The following is a 17,132-nucleotide window of genomic DNA, read 5'->3' as shown; positions in this document are numbered from 1 at the left end:
TCCTGTTTTTGTCGATACTATCTTAATAAGCGAAGCGCCTTCTCCGTATTAGCGAAATGCAGTTTCACAAACTCAGGTAATCGTTCTTTACCAAGCTTTTGAATTAATTTAGCAGCGGCGATATCAACTTGTTTACCGGCACCTTTTGGCAGCGGCATACCAGCTTTTTTACTTAGTTCATCAAATTGTTTTACGAATGAGTAACGAGCTAAAATGGAGGCAGCGGCTACAGCTAAATGGACGCTTTCGCCTTTCGTTGCGAAATAAACATTTTCACGCTGTACCTGTTTTTGTTTTGCTAAATATTTGTAGTATGTATCAGGTTGTGTGAATTGGTCGATTAAGACGCCTTCAGGTTTTGTAGGTGCCATTTTAGCTAATAAGTTTGTAATAGCTTTATTGTGTAGCAAGGCTTTTAACTTACCTTGGTTGTTTCCTTTATCAAATAGCTCGTTATATTTTTCGTTATGAAGGACAAGAGAGCTATAAGGAACAACGTGTAGAAGTTGTTTCGCAATGGCAGTAATTTGATCGTCATTTAAGTTTTTAGAGTCTTTTACACCAAGTTCTTTTAGTAGTGGAATTTGCTTTGCATCCACATATACAGCAACGACTGTCATCGGTCCAAAGAAATCTCCCGTACCAACTTCATCAGACCCTACAATAGACATTGTACCGATGGAAGCAGGAGGCGCATAACGATGGGAATCGACAGATTTTTTTACAGCTGTTTTCGGTGTTTGAGAGACAGTTTGCCAACGAGAAGCTTCTGCTTCAGCGCGGCCTCCTTGGAACATTACTTTTCCAGATTTATACGCTGTAATCGTGCAAGATGGTACCTTTGCCATGAAGATCCCGCCTTGCGGAGTTTTTGGGCTAAGCGAATGTTTATATTGTTGTTTCATGTCTTCAATTACTGTAGAATTTGTTTGAATTACGATAGAATTTGACATAATGGTCGCCCCTTTTTTTATATTGTTATTTTTATCATATCGGATTGTTCTTTCTGTTTCCATATTATGAAGGTTCATGGTATGATAAACTTTAGGATTCTGTACGTGATTGGAGGCCGGTGAGTTGTCACAACAAAAGGGAAAGAAAAGTCGAATTAATGTAGAAATCTATGGTCAGCAATATTCAGTTGTTGGCGATGAAAGTACAAGTCATATCCGCATGGTAGCAGCGATTGTGGATGATAAAATGCGCGAACTCAATGCCAAGAATCCTTCGCTTGACACGAGTAGACTAGCGGTATTGACGGCGGTAAACGTCATACACGATTACATAAAATTAAAAGAAGAACATGAGAAATTGAAAGAAAGTATGACAAAAAAAGGAATGGAATAACATGATTGATATTATTATCATTTTACTGCTTGTTATGGGATTTTTCCTCGGCTTACGCAGAGGGTTTATTCTGCAACTTGTAAAGTTAACAAGCTTTATTATCGCATACCTTGTTGCATACTGGTACTGTAAAGATTTAGCGCCAGCACTTGCGAAATTTATTCCGTATCCATTTGATAAAAACGTATCTGTTCCAGAATGGATTGATGCAAATAATATTGAGACAGTATTTTATCAAGCGCTTGCGTTTATCATATTGTTTATTATCACTAAAATTGCACTTTCATTACTTGGTAATTTGTTAAATATGTTTGCAGAAATACCGGTTTTAAAGCAAGTAAATGCGTTTGCGGGGGCAATCCTCGGATTTTTAGAAGTATATATTATTTTGTTTGTCTTAATTATCATTGGAAATATTCTTCCGATTGAACAAGTACAAACACCATTACAAAAATCATCAATTAGCAAAATAATTGTAGACGATACACCGATTCTATCTGAAAAGGTGAAGGAACTATGGCAGACAGGTAGCAGAGTATAACTTCTCTTTTTTCGGAAAGAGAAGTTTTTTTCTATGAAAGAAAGGCGGGGCAATGATGAAAGTAAATAAAAAACAAGTGATCAAATTATTAGAGACAATCGGGCTTTTTATGGAACTAAAGGGTGCGAATCCATTTAAAATATCTGCATTTCGTAAAGCGGCAGCAGCATTAGAAAGTGACGATCGTAGTCTTTCTGAAATTGAAGATTTCACAAAGATTCCAGGAATCGGAAAAGGAACAGCAGCCGTTATACAAGAATATATAGAATCGGGAACATCTGAAGTATTACAAGAACTTGAAAAAGAAGTACCAAGTAGCTTATTGCCGTTATTAAAACTACCAGGTCTTGGTGGTAAAAAGGTGGCTAAGTTATATAAAGAGCTAGGCGTTATTGATATGGAGACGTTAAAAGCTGCTTGTGAGGAAAATAAAGTACAAGCTTTAGCTGGTTTCGGTAAGAAGACAGAAGAGAAAATATTAGAAGCAATCGATCAAGTAGGCTCTCGTCCAGAGCGTTTACCAATTGCGATGGTATTGCCTATTGCCGGGGAAATAGAGGAGAAATTGTCGAATATTGCTGAAGTAATTCGTTTCTCTCGCGCTGGTAGTTTGCGCCGTGTTCGTGAAACAGTGAAAGATTTAGATTTTATCATTGCAACGACAGAACCAGCAGCGGTACGTGAGCATTTACTACAATTTGATAATATGATTGAAGTAATAGCAAGTGGAGATACGAAAGTTTCTGTCCGTCTGCAATATGAATATGATATTTCAATTGATTTCCGTTTAGTAAAACCAGAAGAGTTTATTACAACTCTTCACCATTTCACAGGATCAAAAGATCATAACGTAAAAATGCGTCAAATCGCAAAAGATAAAGGCGAGAAAATTAGTGAGTACGGTGTAGAGAACTTGGAAACAGGTGAAGTGAAAACATTTGAGACTGAAGAAGACTTCTTTGCTCATTTCGGTTTGCCATTTATTCCGCCAGAAGTGCGTGAAGATGGAAAAGAAATTGAATTAATTAAAGAGTATCCGAACTTAATTCAGTTTTCCGATATACAAGGTGATTTACATATGCATACAACTTGGAGTGACGGTGCTTTTTCTATTGAAGAAATGGTACAAGCGTGCCGTGCTCGTGGATATAAGTTTATGGCGATTACTGATCACTCGCAATACTTAAAAGTGGCGAACGGTTTAACGAAAGAGCGTCTTCGTGAGCAAGCGAAAGAAATTGAACGTATGAATGAAAAGTATCCAGACATTACAATTTTACGCGGAATTGAAATGGACATTTTACCAGATGCCTCGCTTGATTTTGATGATGAAGTATTAGCAGAATTAGATTATGTCATTGGAGCGATTCACTCTAGCTTCTCACAAGACCGTGAAACGATTATGAAGCGTCTACGTACTGCACTTGAGAATAAACATGTCACAATGATTGCCCATCCTACAGGACGTCTTCTCGGGCGTCGTGAGGGTTATGATGTAGATACAGATTTATTAATTGAACTAGCAAAAGAGACAAATACAGTTTTAGAATTAAATGCGAATCCGAACCGTCTAGATTTAAGCGCGAAATTATTAAAACAAGCACAAGATGCTGGTGTGAAAGTAGCGATTAATACGGATGCTCATACGCTTGAAATGTTAGAAGATATGGAAACAGGTGTAGCAGCAGCACGTAAAGGTTGGATTCAAAAAGATAACGTGATTAACACGTGGGATATTGAACGTTTATTAGACTATATTAAACGTAATAAGTAATACAAGGGGGACCTGCAACATGTTAGAAAGAACGTTGCGTGTATTAGAATACAATAAAGTAAAAGAACAATTACTTGAACATACAGCATCTTCACTTGGTCGTGACAAAGTGAAGCATTTAGTGCCGAGCACTGATTTTGAAGAAATTGTAGAAATGCAAGATACAACGGATGAAGCAGCGAAAGTTATTCGTTTAAAAGGTAGTGCACCATTAGGTGGTATTACGGATATTCGCTCAAATGTGAAGCGTGCAAAAATTGGGAGTATGTTAAGTCCAAATGAATTACTTGATATTGCAAATACGATGTATGGTAGTCGTAATATGAAACGCTTCATTGAAGATATGGCTGATAACGGTGTCGAGCTTCCGATTTTAGAAACTCACGTCGCTCAAATTGTATCTTTATATGATTTAGAAAAGAAAATTACAAATTGCATCGGTGACGGCGGTGAAGTAGTCGATAGCGCAAGTGATAAACTGCGTGGTATTCGTACTCAAATTCGTACTGCGGAAAGTCGTATTCGTGAAAAGTTAGAAAATATGACGCGCTCTTCAAACGCGCAAAAGATGCTGTCTGATTCGATTGTAACGATTCGTAACGAACGTTACGTAATCCCAGTAAAACAAGAATATCGCGGCGTATATGGTGGTATTGTTCACGATCAATCGGCTTCTGGACAAACGTTATTTATTGAGCCACAAGTCATTGTAGAATTAAATAATGCACTGCAAGAAGCACGTGTGAAAGAAAAACAAGAAATCGAACGCATCTTATTAATGTTAACAGAAGAAGTGGCAGTAGAAGCGGATATCGTTTTATCAAACGTAGAAGTAGTTGCAAATCTTGATTTCATCTTTGCGAAAGCTTTTTATGCGAAGCGAATTAAAGCGACAAAGCCGATTGTAAATAACGAGCGTTACATGGACTTAAGACAAGCACGCCATCCGCTTATCGATCCAGAAATAATCGTGCCAAATAACATTATGTTAGGGAAAGATTTCACGACAATTGTTATTACAGGACCGAATACAGGTGGTAAAACAGTTACGCTGAAAACAGTTGGTATTTGTGTGTTAATGGCGCAATCTGGCCTTCACATTCCAGTAATGGATGAGTCAGAGATTTGTGTATTCAAAAATATCTTTGCTGATATCGGTGATGAGCAATCGATTGAACAGAGTTTAAGTACGTTCTCCTCACATATGGTGAACATCGTTGATATTTTAGAAAAAGCTGATTTTGAAAGCTTAGTTTTATTCGATGAATTAGGTGCTGGAACAGACCCACAGGAAGGGGCTGCACTTGCCATTTCAATTTTAGATGAAGTATGTAATCGCGGTGCTCGCGTTGTTGCAACGACGCATTATCCAGAATTAAAAGCATACGGATATAACCGTGAGCAAGTTATTAATGCGAGTGTTGAGTTTGATGTAAATACATTAAGTCCAACTTATAAATTATTAATCGGTGTACCAGGCCGTAGTAATGCCTTTGAAATTTCGAAACGTCTTGGATTATCTGATCGCGTTATTGAGCAAGCACGCAATCACATTAGTACAGATACGAATAAAATTGAAAATATGATTGCGAAGTTAGAAGAAAGCCAGAAGAACGCAGAGCGTGACTGGAACGAAGCAGAAGCGCTTCGCAAACAATCTGAAAAACTGCATCGTGAATTACAACGTCAAATCATTGAATTTAACGAAGATCGTGATGAACGATTATTAAAAGCGCAAAAAGAAGGAGAAGAAAAAGTCGAAGCTGCAAAGAAAGAAGCAGAAGGCATTATTCAAGAACTTCGTCAATTGCGTAAAGCACAGCTTGCAAATGTGAAAGACCACGAGCTAATTGAAGCGAAGAGTCGTCTAGAAGGCGCAGCGCCAAAGCTTGTTAAGAAACAAAAAGTAAATGTGAAAAATACTGCACCGAAACAACAGTTACGTGCAGGTGATGAAGTGAAAGTATTAACGTTCGGTCAAAAAGGTCAACTACTTGAAAAAGTAAGCGATACAGAGTGGAGCGTACAAATCGGTATTCTGAAGATGAAAGTGAAAGAATCTAATATGGAATACATTAACACACCGAAGCAAACAGAGAAAAAAGCAGTTGCAACGGTAAAAGGTAGAGACTATCACGTTTCATTAGAACTTGATCTTCGTGGTGAACGATTTGAAAATGCAATGGCGCGCGTTGAGAAATACTTAGACGATGCCCAGCTTGCAAGCTATCCTCGCGTATCAATCATTCACGGTAAAGGGACAGGAGCACTTCGCCAAGGTGTACAAGATTACTTGAAGAAGCATCGCGGTGTAAAAACCTTCCGTTACGGTGACATGGGCGAGGGAGGCCTAGGCGTAACAGTTGTCGAATTAAAATAGAAAACAACGAAACAAAGGGGAAACCATTATATGTTTATGGACAAACTTGCAAAAGTATTGTTAGCTTGTTGTGGAATATTTTTGGTGATTGGGGTTATTTATTTAGTTGTTTTTGCGAAGTGAAAAAGCGTCAATCGTGGCAGAATGATATTGCCATAGATTGACGCTTTTAATATATGTGAAAAGGAATAGAACATGAAAATCAACCAATACATAAGCGAAGCAAAATTATGCTCCAGACGTGAAACAGATCGTCTCATTAAAGCTGGACGCGTGGCTATTAACGGCGAAATATGTACGCACGGTGCACTCGTAAGCGATGGTGATAGGGTAACGATTGATGGGCAAGTTATTGTAAAAGAAGAGAAAGAAAAAGTGTATATCGCATTTCATAAACCAGTCGGAATTACTTGTACAGCAGCCGATCATATTGAAGATAATATTATTGATTATATCAATTACCCAGAGCGAATCTTTCCAGTTGGGCGATTAGATAAAGCATCAGAAGGACTTATTTTATTAACGAATGACGGCGGCATTGCGAATCAAATTTTACATGGTGATCATGAGCACGAGAAAGAATATGTTGTCACAGTCGATAAACCTTTTACGGACTGGTTTATTGATGAGATGTCCCGCGGTGTAAATATTAAAGATGGAATGACGAAGCCGTGCAAAGTGACAAGAGTCGATCAATCAACATTTCGTATCGTTTTAACGCAAGGAATGAACAGGCAAATTCGTAGAATGAGTCGTGCTTTCGGATTTACTGTAATAAAGCTAAAGCGAGTACGCATTATGAATATAGAGCTAAATGAGCTTGAAGTTGGAAAGTGGCGGAGCGTTACAGCTGAAGAGTTAGAAATTTTAATAGGGCAGTTATAGGGAGGAAAAATTTTCTCCCTATATTTTTTTGTCAGAAAAAATAAAACTATTGATTTTTTAAAAAATAGCCCATATAATAAAAAACAACAAGTTTCGACAAGATATTTTATAAAAGTAATGATGAGGACATGAGTTGTATTTTACGATTCTCAGAGAGGGAAGCCTTAGGCTGTGAGCTTCCTAATACGAAAAGACAAGCTTACCACCTCTAAACTTCAAGAGTGAACTGCATACATGATGCATTGTAATTCTTGGCGGATAAAACCGTTATCAATTTACACGAGCTATAAAATGAGCTTATTTCGTTATAAATTCATTTTATTAGAATAAGGGTGGAACCACGATTTCAACACTCGTCCCTTTATTAGGGACGGGTGTTTTTTGCGTTCTTTTACGGGGAAGTATGCTTGAAAGAGGATATGTGACGGATTTTAATTCAGAATATTTTGTTAATTTATTATTTTAGGAGGTTAGTAGAAATGAAATCATCTTTAAAGTTTTCAGAGATGTTTGCAATAAGTTTAATGTTATTTGCACTGTTTTTTGGTGCGGGTAATATGATTTTTCCACCAGCATTAGGACAAGGCGCTGGAACAGACGTATGGATTGCGTTGTTTGGTTTTATCGTAACAGGCGTTGGACTACCTTTATTAGGAGTAATTGTTATAGCTTTAAAGGGAGATATTAATGAGCTAGCAGGACGTGTACATCCTATATTCGCACTTGTTTTTATCACTGCAATTTATTTATGTTTAGGCGTATTCGTAAGTGTGCCGCGTACAGGAACAGTAGCTTATGAGATGAGTATTGCACCGTTTTTACCAAGTGAGATAGCTGGTCAGTCATATCCACTTGTTATCTTTACACTTATTTTCTTTGCAGTCACTTTCTATTTAGCTTTAAATCCTTCGAAATTAGTGGGTCGTATTGGTAAAGTGCTAACTCCAATATTATTAGCTGTTATTGCAATTATCGTAGGTAAAGCACTTATTACACCAATTGGAGAATTTGGTGCACCGACAGAAGCGTATAGTGCTCCTCTCTTTAAAGGATTTATTGATGGATATTTAACTTTAGATGGACTTGCGGCACTGGTATTCGGAAATGTTGTAATTCATGCGTTAAAAGAAAAAGGCATTACAAATAAAAACAGTATTGCAAAAGTAACAATCTTTGCAGGATTTATTGCAGCGCTTGGTCTACTACTTGTGTATTTAGCACTTGCTTATCTTGGAGCTTCTAGTGTGTCACTTGGAATGGGCGCAAACGGAGGAATTATTTTAACAAATGTCGTGAATCATTTATTTGGTAGCTACGGAACTTTATTACTAGGGATCGCAATTACAGCAGCATGTTTAACAACTTCTGTAGGTATTGTTGCAGCTTGTGGTGATTACTTCTCTTCCTTATTACCAAAGCTTTCTTATCAAAAAGTCGTTTTCATTTTCTGTGTATTAGCATTTATGGTAGCAAACCTTGGGTTAACTCAGTTAAATGCATTAGCATTACCAATCTTAATCGCAATTTATCCAATTGGAATCGTACTTATCGTATTATCACTTGTTGAAAACTACGTTCGTCTTCCATTAGCGATGTATGTGGGCGGGATTGTAGGAGCATTTGCAATAAGTTTCTTTGATGGGTTACACAATGCAAACCTTCAAATTGCAGCGCTAGCACCTATTTTAGATAAGATTCCATTATATAGTGTAGGAATTGGTTGGTTAGTTCCAGGTATAATCGGTATAGGATTTGGTTATATAGTTTCTAAGTTTCAAAAGCAGGAAATTGCTGTAGAAAAATAGAGAAAAGAGGCTTTCTATAATAGAAAGTCTCTTTTTTTGTAAAAAAAGCCGCATATAGAGAAATTTAGATATTAAAAATTTTATACGTAATATAGTTGACAAAAAATTTATGAGTAGGCTAAGATTGACTTAGTTGTGGAAATATTGGAAGGGAAGTGAGGGAAACGGGGTTTCTATAACTATAGTGTTGTTATGGGAAGAGGTGAAAGAAGAGGAGAAGAGAAAATTTATTTTTTTGACTTACATTGAGAATGATAATCAATAAATACGTTTTATAATTTTTTCTCAGTTTCTATGCCTTCGTATAAGGAATAGGGTGAGATATTATTTTTAATATTAAATGAGAATGATAATCAATAATGCTTATGTTACATAAAAGAATGCTAATTAAATAATAGGTAGAAGAGATTATTTTTTTCTTATGAATTGAGAATAATTATCATTTTCGGGAAAAGTGAAATGAAAGATAACCAAGGAGGAAACAAAAAAAATGAAAAAGGTTTCTGTATTACCCGCTTTTATTATAACGTTCGTATGTATGCTAGCTTTTCTTGTAATGCCATACGGGAATGCTTCAGCAAAACTAGCTGATGGTACTTACGATATTAATTACGTAATTCAAAAAGCGGAAAATGATTCAGCTTCAATGGCAAATGACTATTTTGAAAAGCCGGCAAAATTAATAGTGAAAAACGGTGAGATGAGAGTACAAGTTCCGATGAATCATAGTGCTTGGATTACAGAATTTAAAGCACCAGAGAACGGAAATTTTGTTGATGCGAAAGTTGTTAATAAAGATGAATCGGCAGATAAAAGAACAGTAGAGTTTAAAGTAGATGATTTATCCAAACCGGCAGCTGTAAAAATTCATGTTGTTGTACCAAGTGCAAACTATGACCACCACTACACAATTCGTTTTGCTTTTGATGCAAATGTAAAAGCTGTAGGTGGCGATAATGGCGTAGCTGCTACAACAAAAAATAATGATCAAGCGAAAACAGATACACAAGTAAAAGAAGAGAAAACAAAAGTAGAGAGTAAGGAAACAGCTAAAGAAGTGAATAAAGAAACAAAAAATGAAAATGGAAAAGCTGAAAAAACAGATAACCCAAAAACAGGCGATGAAGCACGTATTGGATTGTTTGCAGTGTTAATTCTTATTTCAGGTGCTTTCTTAATTCGTAAAGTGAAATTGAGTAAATAAATCTTTTGAAGGGTGATGAATATATGTTTAAACAATTTAAAATGATTATTGCCGTATTTGCTGTTTTATTTACATTTATCGCAACACTAGGTTTACAAGATGCAAAGGCTGCTACAAAACTAGCTGATGGAAAATATAATATTGCTTTTACTGTATGGAAAGGCGATAAAGATGAATCGTCTAGAATGAATAGTTATTTTGAAAGCCCAGCAACATTAACAGTTAAAAATGGAAAACAATATGTTTCATTTAAAGTGAAAGATAGTGCTTCTATTAAAAGTTTCCAAGTAGAAAAAGATGGTCAATTTGTAGAAACAACCGTGTTAAGTGAAAATAAAAAAGATAATACTAGAGTTGTAGAATTTGAAGTTGCTGACTTGTCAAAAAAACTAAATGGCAAGGTGAAAATTAATATTCCAATTATTAATTATAATGCTTCGTATGATATTCGCTTTGTATTTGATGGGAACAGTATTAAATAATTTTCAAAAGGGAGAGTCGTTCCATTGAACAGGTATACAAAAATTATTGTTGCTATGTTTTTAATGATATTTACATTCGTATCAACATTACAACCACTTGCAGTTCAAGCAGCTACCAAGTTGGCTGACGGTGAATATTCAATTGGCTTCAAAGTTTTAAAAGATACATCAGATGAAGAATCGATGATGAATCAATATTCAGTAAGTCCGGGAACTTTAAAAGTGAAGGATGGGAAAAAGAAAGTATCCTTTACATTAACAAATAGTTCATGGATTACGAAATTTGAAACAGAAAAAGCAGGTAAGCTAGTTGCGACAAATGTAATTAGTGAAGATAAAGAAAAAGATACAAGAGTAGTAGAATTTGATGTAGAAGATGTAGAGAAGGTATTAAATGCAAAAGTAAAAGTAGATATTGATTTTTTAAATTATCATCATGAGTACGACGTTCGTATTGCATTTGATCAAAATAGCATTACACCAATTCATGTAGAAAAACCAAATGAAAAAGAGGACCCAGCTAATAAGCCAGATCCAAATGAAACTACCGATCCAGGTCAGAAGCCCGACCAAAAGCCTGACCCAGATCAACAACCAAATTCTAACACAATTACAGATGGTGCGTACAGCATTCCATTTAAAGTGTTAAAAGATCAAACAGATGAAGAATCTAAGATGAATAGTTACATGGTAAATCCAGGAGTATTAAAAGTAGAAAACGGTAAGAAAAAAGCAATTGTAACACTAAAAAGTAGCTCATTAATTAAAAATTTCCAAACGGAAAAAGATGGCGCATTTGTTGATGCAAAAGTAGTGAGTGAGGATAAGGAAAAAGATACAAGAGTAGTAGAGTTTGAAGTAAACGATTTATCTAAAAAACTAAATACAAAAGTATTTATCGAAATGGCATCAAGAAATTATAAGCAAATGCATGATGTACAACTTTTATTTGAACAAGATAAACTTGAACAAATTAAAAATGAAGAGAAAAAACCAGAAGTAGAAAAACCGGAAGCAGAAAAACCGGAAGCAGAAAAACCGGAAGCAGAAAAACCAGATGAAAATAAAAAACCAGATGCTGAAACAATTAAAGATGGTGAATACAGCATCAATTTCAAAGCATTAAAAGATCAAACAGACGAAATTTCAATGATGAACACATATACAAAAAGTCCAGGTGTGCTAAAAGTAAAAGATGGTAAGAAGTATGTATCATTTACGTTAACGAACAGTTCTTGGATTACAAAATATGAATTTGAGAAAAATGGTTCGTTTGTTGATGCACATGTAATAAGTGAAGATAAAAAAGCTGATACACGCGTAGTGGAAGTAGAAGTATCAGATTTATCAAAAAAGTTAAATGCAAAAGTAAAAGTAGATATCGATTCAATGAATTATCACCATTTTTACGATATTCAATTTGCATTTGATAAAGGTAGCATTAAGCCGTTAGATAGCCAAGGCGGAAACAACAACCAAGGCGGAAACGACAACCAAGGTGGAAACAACAACCAAGGTGGAAACAACAACCAAGGTGAAAACAACAACCAAGGTGGAAATGATAACCAAGATAATAACACAACAATTGATCCAAAAGCTCTTAAAGATGGTGAATACAGAATTGGCTTTAAAGTGTTAAAAGATCAAACAGATGAAATCTCAATGATGAACACATACACAAAAAGCCCAGGTGTATTAAAAGTAAAAGATGGTAAGAAATACGTATCGTTTACATTAACAAATAGTACATGGATTACGAAATTTGAATTTGAGAAAAATGGTTCTTTCGTTAATGCAAAAGTGTTAAGTGAAAATAAAGAACAAAATACAAGAGTAGTAGAAGTAGAAGTAAACGATTTGTCTAAAAAATTAAATGCAAAAGTAAAAGTAGATATTGATTCAATGAATTATCACCATTTTTATGATGTTCAATTTGTATTTGATCAAGACAGTATTAAAGCCTTAGGGAACCAAGGCGGAAACGACAACCAAGGCGGAAACAACAACCAAGGCGGAAACAACAACCAAGGTGGAAATAATAACCCGAAAGTAATAGTTGATCCGAAAAATTTAGTAGATGGCCAATATGATATTACATTTAAAGTATTAAAAGATAAAACAGATGAGATTTCAAAGATGAATGACTATGTTGTAAATCCAGCGAAATTAATCGTAAAAGATGGTAAAAAATATATTGAGATGACGCTGAAAAATAGTGCGTGGATTACGAAATTCCAAACGGAAAACAATGAACTATTCGCTGATGCGAAAGTAGTAAGCGAAGATAAAAATGTAAATACGCGAGTAGTACAGTTTGAAGTAGAAGATCTATTTAAAAAATTAAACGCAAAAGTAAAGGTAGACATCGATGAGATGAACTACCATCATTTCTACGATGTGCAAATTCAATTTGATACAAATAATATCGGCGCGTTAGGAACTCTTAAAGAGGAACCGAAAAATGAACCGAAAAATCCAGTGACTACACCGAAAGTAGATAATGTAAAAACAGTAGGTACTCCTGATTTTAACCGAAATGCAGATGGTCAGAAGAAAAAAGAAGATACAAAAAATGATTCGAAAAAAGAGAAAAACTCAAAAACTGCAGATACAGCACAACTTGGTTTATATATGGTGTTACTGCTAGGTTCACTTGCTTTACTAGTTCGTAAATATAGAGCAGGTAGATTGTAATTTTTGGAGTCTTGATGCATATTCGCGTGCATCAAGACTTGTTTCATATTGTATGGAAAGGAGTGGTGATTGAGAGTGAAGAAAATTGCAAGTGTACTAATGGCTATCATTTTGTTAATGAGTATAGCTGGGTGCTCATCACCAAAAAAAGAAACAGCAAAGCAGGTAAAGAGTGAGAGTAAAGAGCGCGTTGTTGCAACAACAGTGGCTGTTACTGAAATTATGGATGCGTTAGAAGTAGATTTAGTTGGCGTTCCAACAAGCTCTAAAACTTTACCGAAGCGATATAAAGGTTTACCTGAAGTTGGGAATCCAATGAGTCCAGATATGGAAAAGGTAAAGTCATTAAAGCCTTCAGAAGTGTTATCTGTGACAACACTTGAATATGAATTAAAGCCAGTTTTTGATGGTGTGGGTATGAAAGCAAACTTTTTAGATTTAACGAGTTTGAAAAATATGCAAAGTTCTATTAGCCATTTAGGTAAGAAATATGGGCGTGAAAAACAGGCCGAAGCAGTAGTAACTAAATTAGATAAAAAGGTTGCTAGCATTCAAAAAGAAGTAAAAGGAAAGAAAGAACCGACAGTACTTATTTTATTAGGTGTGCCGGGAAGTTATTTAGTAGCAACAGAGCATTCTTATATTGGAGATTTAGTGAAACAACTAGGTGGTAAAAATATTGTGCAAGGTGAACAAGTAGAATATTTAGCTTCTAATACAGAGTATTTAAAGAAAGCTGATCCAGATATTATTTTACGAGCAGCTCATGGTATGCCTGATGAAGTTGTAAAAATGTTTGATAAAGAATTTAAAACAAATGATATTTGGAAACACTTTGCTGCGGTTAAAAATAACCGTGTTTACGATTTAGAAGAGCGTTTATTTGGAACGACAGGCAATTTAGCAGCAATTGAAGCGTTAGATGAATTGAAAAAAATGATGTATCCGTGATGCATTTTAATATAAAGGAAGAGTAGAATGAATAAAAAAACTTGGAGTTTCCTCATTGTTACTGCATTGCTTATTGTTATGACATCATTGTCAGCGATGAAAGGGAGTTTAGAAGTAGGTATTGTTGAACTCGTACAAGGGATATTTACAGGTGGAAATGAAGATGTTGAAGTCATTAAAGATTTACGTTTCCCGCGTATTATTATTGCGTTGTTCACTGGAGCGGCTCTCGCTGTTTCAGGTGTGCTTTTTCAAGCTGTTATGAAAAATCCACTCGCCGATGCTGGGGTAATCGGTATATCTTCAGGAGCAAGTTTTATGACACTCGTTATTATTACGTTGTTTCCGCAATTCTTTTTCTGGACACCCGTATTCGCCTTTTTAGGTGGTGCGCTTGCATGTTATCTCGTTTATTCGTTTTCATGGAAATCAGGATTAAGCCCGCTTCGCATTATTTTAATTGGTATTGCCATTAATGCAATGTTTACTGGATTAAATGAATCATTCGTTACGATTTGTGGGTATTTTATTAAGAGTATTAAGCAAACGACGACTTCTAATATAACAATGAAGACGTGGGGCGATGTAGAAATAATGGTGACTTATGGAACGATTGGTCTTATTCTTGCTCTGTTCGTAGGAGCTTGGTGTAACTTATTATCGCTACAAGATAAGACTGCGAAAAACTTAGGCTTGCACGTGACGAGAGTTCGTCTTATTATTTCTGCCATTGCAGTACTCTTAGCGGCAGTATCAACAGCGATTGCAGGTGTTATTGCTTTTGTAGGATTACTAGTTCCGCATATTTCAAGACAATTAGTCGGTTCAGACCATAAAGTATTAATTCCATTTTCTGCGCTTGCAGGGGCGTTATTAATTTTGACGGCAGATACAATTGGAAGGTTAATTGTGCCACCTAACGAAATTCCAGCAGCAACAATTATGGCGGTTATTGGTGGTCCATTCTTAATATTTTTGCTTAGAAAGAGTGATAAAGTTCATGGAAATTAAAAATGTAACCTTTTCATACGATAACGTAACAAATCGTTTAAAGTCTGTTAGTAGTGAAATAGAAATTGGGAAAATTACAACAATCATTGGACCGAATGGATGTGGGAAATCAACATTACTTAGTGTCATGTCTAGAAACCACGCTCCTAGCAGTGGAGAAGTAATACTTGATGGGAAAGCGATTGGTGAATATAAACCGAAAGAGTTTGCTAGAAAGCTAGCAGTTGTCCATCAACAAAATGAGGCTCCAGCAGATATTACAGTGGAAAAGCTAATAAGCTTCGGGCGTATGCCATATAAAAATATATTCTCTCCGCAAACAGATGAAGATAGAGAAGCGATTGAGCGTGCACTAGTATGTACGAATTTACAAAGTAAGCGTGATAAGCCAATTTATGCTTTATCTGGTGGAGAGAGGCAGCGAGTTTGGATCGCGATGACATTAGCTCAAAATACACCAATGCTCTTCTTAGATGAGCCGACCACATATTTAGATATTTACTATCAGTTAGAAATATTAGAGTTAGTGAAAGAGTTAAATGAAGTGCATGGACTAACGATTGTAATGGTATTACATGATATTAATCAAGCCATTCGTTATAGCGACCATATTATCGTTATGAAAGATGGAGAAATCATTACGAAAGGTATTCCTAATGATGTAATAACAGAAGAAATGGTTAAAGCAATATATGGTGTAGATGTCATTGTAAAGCAGGATGAAGATACCGGATTGTACATGGTACCTATGGGAATCTAAAGGCTGAGCATAATCCGTTTTGAGGTGATAATTTGAATAGTAAGAAAGGACGGAAAAAGAATTCTTTTTTTCAACGCATACTTACAATTGTGTTTTTAGGAATCTTTTTCTATTCAATGTATGAGTTGGGCGGGATTTTCATGGATTATTATGAAAATCGTAAAGTAATGGCTGAGGCACAACATATTTATAAAAGAAGTCCAATGGAAGAAAAATCAGAAAATGGAGAGGTACGTAAACAGTTTCAGGATCTCCAGAAAATTAATCCAGAGATAGTCGGATGGATTACGATGGATGATACACAAATTAATTATCCAATCGTTCAAGCAAAAGATAATGATTACTATTTATTTCGTAATTATAAAGGTGAAGATATGAGAGCGGGAAGCATTTTTATGGACCATCGTAATGATGTGAAATCTCAAAATCGAAATACGATTTTATATGGCCATCGTATGAAAGATGGTTCTATGTTTGGTAGTTTAAAAAAAATGTTGGATGAAGACTTTTTTATGTCTCATCGTAAATTATATTACGATACATTATTTGAAGGATACGACGTTGAAGTTTTTTCAGTATACACGACAACAACGGACTTTTATTACATTGAAACGGATTTTGGAAATGATGCGGCATATGCATCGTTCTTAAAGGAAATTCAAGAAAAATCACTGTACAAAACGGATACGGAATTGACGGCTAATGATGAAATCGTAACACTTTCTACTTGTGATTATGCTCTTGATCCAGAGGCTGGAAGGCTAGTTGTACACGCAAAATTAGTAAAAAGAAATTAAAGAAAAAAGTATAGAATATGAGAAGTGATAGATAACGCTTCTCATATTCTATACTTTAAAAAAGGACTGTTCTTACTGTGCTGCAGCCATTGGCATACGTACAACTTTTACATCATAGTAAGCAATTTTATTATCAAGAATATATTCTGGCATTCCGCCTTGATGTGAGTGAGCATCTTTAAATGCAGCGCTCTTTGTCCAACCTTGGAAATCTTCTTTTGCATTCCAACGAGTGCTAATTGTTACTTCATCATAATCAACTGTATTTTGTGTTAAAAGAACTTCTAGACCTAAAAAGCCTGGCATCGTTTCAACTTTACCTACTTTATTAAAACGCTCAATTAATTTATGCCCATTTCCCTTTGTAATTTTAGCTGTATTTGTAACAATAATCATGTTTATTCCTCCTATAAATGTAGCTATATTTTCAAGAACTCATATACATCAAATGATAATGAAAATCATTATCATTGTCAATGGTAAATGTGAAATATATAAGTT

15 protein-coding genes and 1 other annotated feature are annotated in these 17,132 nt (G+C 35.4%); of the genes, 13 read left to right on the top strand and 2 right to left on the bottom strand.

The annotated features are described in order from the left end of the window. Positions 1-17: 17 nt before the first annotated feature. Positions 18-953 (bottom strand): ribonuclease HIII, encoded by a 936-nt coding sequence (gene rnhC / locus DN401_RS06215; RefSeq protein ID WP_000071591.1) that lies wholly within the window; start codon positions 951-953, stop codon positions 18-20. Positions 954-1,077: 124 nt separating this feature from the next. Here rnhC and zapA point away from each other — a divergent pair, with 124 nt between their 5' ends. The 13 genes from zapA (at position 1,078) to srtB (ending at position 16,631) form a co-directional block, all read left to right on the top strand. Then, entirely contained in the window at positions 1,078-1,347 is a 270-nt protein-coding gene (gene zapA / locus DN401_RS06210; RefSeq protein WP_000082701.1) for a cell division protein ZapA, read from the top strand. 1 nt (position 1,348) lies between these two features. Continuing rightward, positions 1,349-1,888 (top strand): CvpA family protein, encoded by a 540-nt coding sequence (locus DN401_RS06205; RefSeq protein ID WP_000565409.1) that lies wholly within the window; start codon positions 1,349-1,351, stop codon positions 1,886-1,888. A 55-nt stretch (positions 1,889-1,943) separates the two neighbouring features. Continuing rightward, positions 1,944-3,662 carry a DNA polymerase/3'-5' exonuclease PolX gene (gene polX / locus DN401_RS06200; protein ID WP_000867515.1) on the top strand — a complete coding sequence of 573 codons (1,719 nt, stop codon included), beginning with the start codon at positions 1,944-1,946 and terminating at the stop codon, positions 3,660-3,662. Between the two features lie 19 nt (positions 3,663-3,681). After that, positions 3,682-6,042: an endonuclease MutS2 gene (locus DN401_RS06195; protein WP_100655344.1), complete on the top strand. Its 2,361-nt coding sequence runs from the start codon at positions 3,682-3,684 to the stop codon at positions 6,040-6,042. Between the two features lie 195 nt (positions 6,043-6,237). Then, the gene (locus DN401_RS06190) at positions 6,238-6,927 is read left to right on the top strand and encodes a 23S rRNA pseudouridine(2604) synthase RluF (RefSeq protein WP_100655343.1); all 690 of its coding nucleotides are present in this window, start codon (positions 6,238-6,240) and stop codon (positions 6,925-6,927) included. Between the two features lie 108 nt (positions 6,928-7,035). Beyond that, positions 7,036-7,291: a binding site (T-box leader), on the top strand. A 115-nt stretch (positions 7,292-7,406) separates the two neighbouring features. Next, a complete protein-coding gene (gene brnQ6 / locus DN401_RS06185; protein WP_000842635.1) occupies positions 7,407-8,732 on the top strand; it encodes a branched-chain amino acid transport system II carrier protein BrnQ6 in 1,326 nt (441 codons plus the stop codon). 490 nt (positions 8,733-9,222) lie between these two features. Continuing rightward, entirely contained in the window at positions 9,223-9,936 is a 714-nt protein-coding gene (gene isdC / locus DN401_RS06180; RefSeq protein WP_000757944.1) for a heme uptake protein IsdC, read from the top strand. A 23-nt stretch (positions 9,937-9,959) separates the two neighbouring features. Then, a complete protein-coding gene (locus tag DN401_RS06175; RefSeq protein WP_000476164.1) occupies positions 9,960-10,418 on the top strand; it encodes an NEAT domain-containing protein in 459 nt (152 codons plus the stop codon). 24 nt (positions 10,419-10,442) lie between these two features. Beyond that, the gene (locus tag DN401_RS06170) at positions 10,443-13,112 is read left to right on the top strand and encodes an NEAT domain-containing protein (RefSeq protein ID WP_149287628.1); all 2,670 of its coding nucleotides are present in this window, start codon (positions 10,443-10,445) and stop codon (positions 13,110-13,112) included. Positions 13,113-13,181: 69 nt separating this feature from the next. Beyond that, positions 13,182-14,063: a heme ABC transporter substrate-binding protein IsdE gene (gene isdE / locus DN401_RS06165; RefSeq protein ID WP_033685303.1), complete on the top strand. Its 882-nt coding sequence runs from the start codon at positions 13,182-13,184 to the stop codon at positions 14,061-14,063. Between the two features lie 27 nt (positions 14,064-14,090). Next, a complete protein-coding gene (locus DN401_RS06160) occupies positions 14,091-15,074 on the top strand; it encodes a FecCD family ABC transporter permease (RefSeq protein WP_001036848.1) in 984 nt (327 codons plus the stop codon). Next, positions 15,064-15,834, top strand: coding sequence for an ABC transporter ATP-binding protein (locus DN401_RS06155; RefSeq protein ID WP_000403758.1), 771 nt, complete (start codon positions 15,064-15,066; stop codon positions 15,832-15,834). The genes DN401_RS06160 and DN401_RS06155 overlap by 11 nt, the downstream gene beginning before the upstream one ends. Positions 15,835-15,866: 32 nt before the next feature. Then, entirely contained in the window at positions 15,867-16,631 is a 765-nt protein-coding gene (srtB, locus tag DN401_RS06150; protein WP_001086126.1) for a class B sortase, read from the top strand. Between the two features lie 72 nt (positions 16,632-16,703). Here srtB and isdG read toward each other — a convergent pair whose 3' ends face one another. Beyond that, positions 16,704-17,027 (bottom strand): heme oxygenase, encoded by a 324-nt coding sequence (gene isdG / locus DN401_RS06145; protein WP_000587818.1) that lies wholly within the window; start codon positions 17,025-17,027, stop codon positions 16,704-16,706. Between the last annotated feature and the right edge of the window lie 105 nt (positions 17,028-17,132).

The sequence above is a fragment of the Bacillus sp. BF2-3 genome, from assembly GCF_008368795.1.
Lineage (GTDB): Bacteria > Bacillota > Bacilli > Bacillales > Bacillaceae_G > Bacillus_A > Bacillus_A cereus.
Note: the sequence above shows the minus strand (reverse complement) of the source record. Positions and strands in the feature narration are given on the sequence as shown.

Coding starts and splice junctions, on each gene's coding strand:
- isdC (WP_000757944.1), top strand. CDS start 9,223: ATGAAAAAGGTTTCTGTATTACCCGCTTTTATTATAACGTTCGTATGT.
- DN401_RS06175 (WP_000476164.1), top strand. CDS start 9,960: ATGTTTAAACAATTTAAAATGATTATTGCCGTATTTGCTGTTTTATTT.
- DN401_RS06160 (WP_001036848.1), top strand. CDS start 14,091: ATGAATAAAAAAACTTGGAGTTTCCTCATTGTTACTGCATTGCTTATT.
- brnQ6 (WP_000842635.1), top strand. CDS start 7,407: ATGAAATCATCTTTAAAGTTTTCAGAGATGTTTGCAATAAGTTTAATG.
- isdG (WP_000587818.1), bottom strand. CDS start 17,027: ATGATTATTGTTACAAATACAGCTAAAATTACAAAGGGAAATGGGCAT.
- DN401_RS06205 (WP_000565409.1), top strand. CDS start 1,349: ATGATTGATATTATTATCATTTTACTGCTTGTTATGGGATTTTTCCTC.
- DN401_RS06190 (WP_100655343.1), top strand. CDS start 6,238: ATGAAAATCAACCAATACATAAGCGAAGCAAAATTATGCTCCAGACGT.
- polX (WP_000867515.1), top strand. CDS start 1,944: ATGAAAGTAAATAAAAAACAAGTGATCAAATTATTAGAGACAATCGGG.
- DN401_RS06195 (WP_100655344.1), top strand. CDS start 3,682: ATGTTAGAAAGAACGTTGCGTGTATTAGAATACAATAAAGTAAAAGAA.
- DN401_RS06155 (WP_000403758.1), top strand. CDS start 15,064: ATGGAAATTAAAAATGTAACCTTTTCATACGATAACGTAACAAATCGT.
- rnhC (WP_000071591.1), bottom strand. CDS start 953: ATGTCAAATTCTATCGTAATTCAAACAAATTCTACAGTAATTGAAGAC.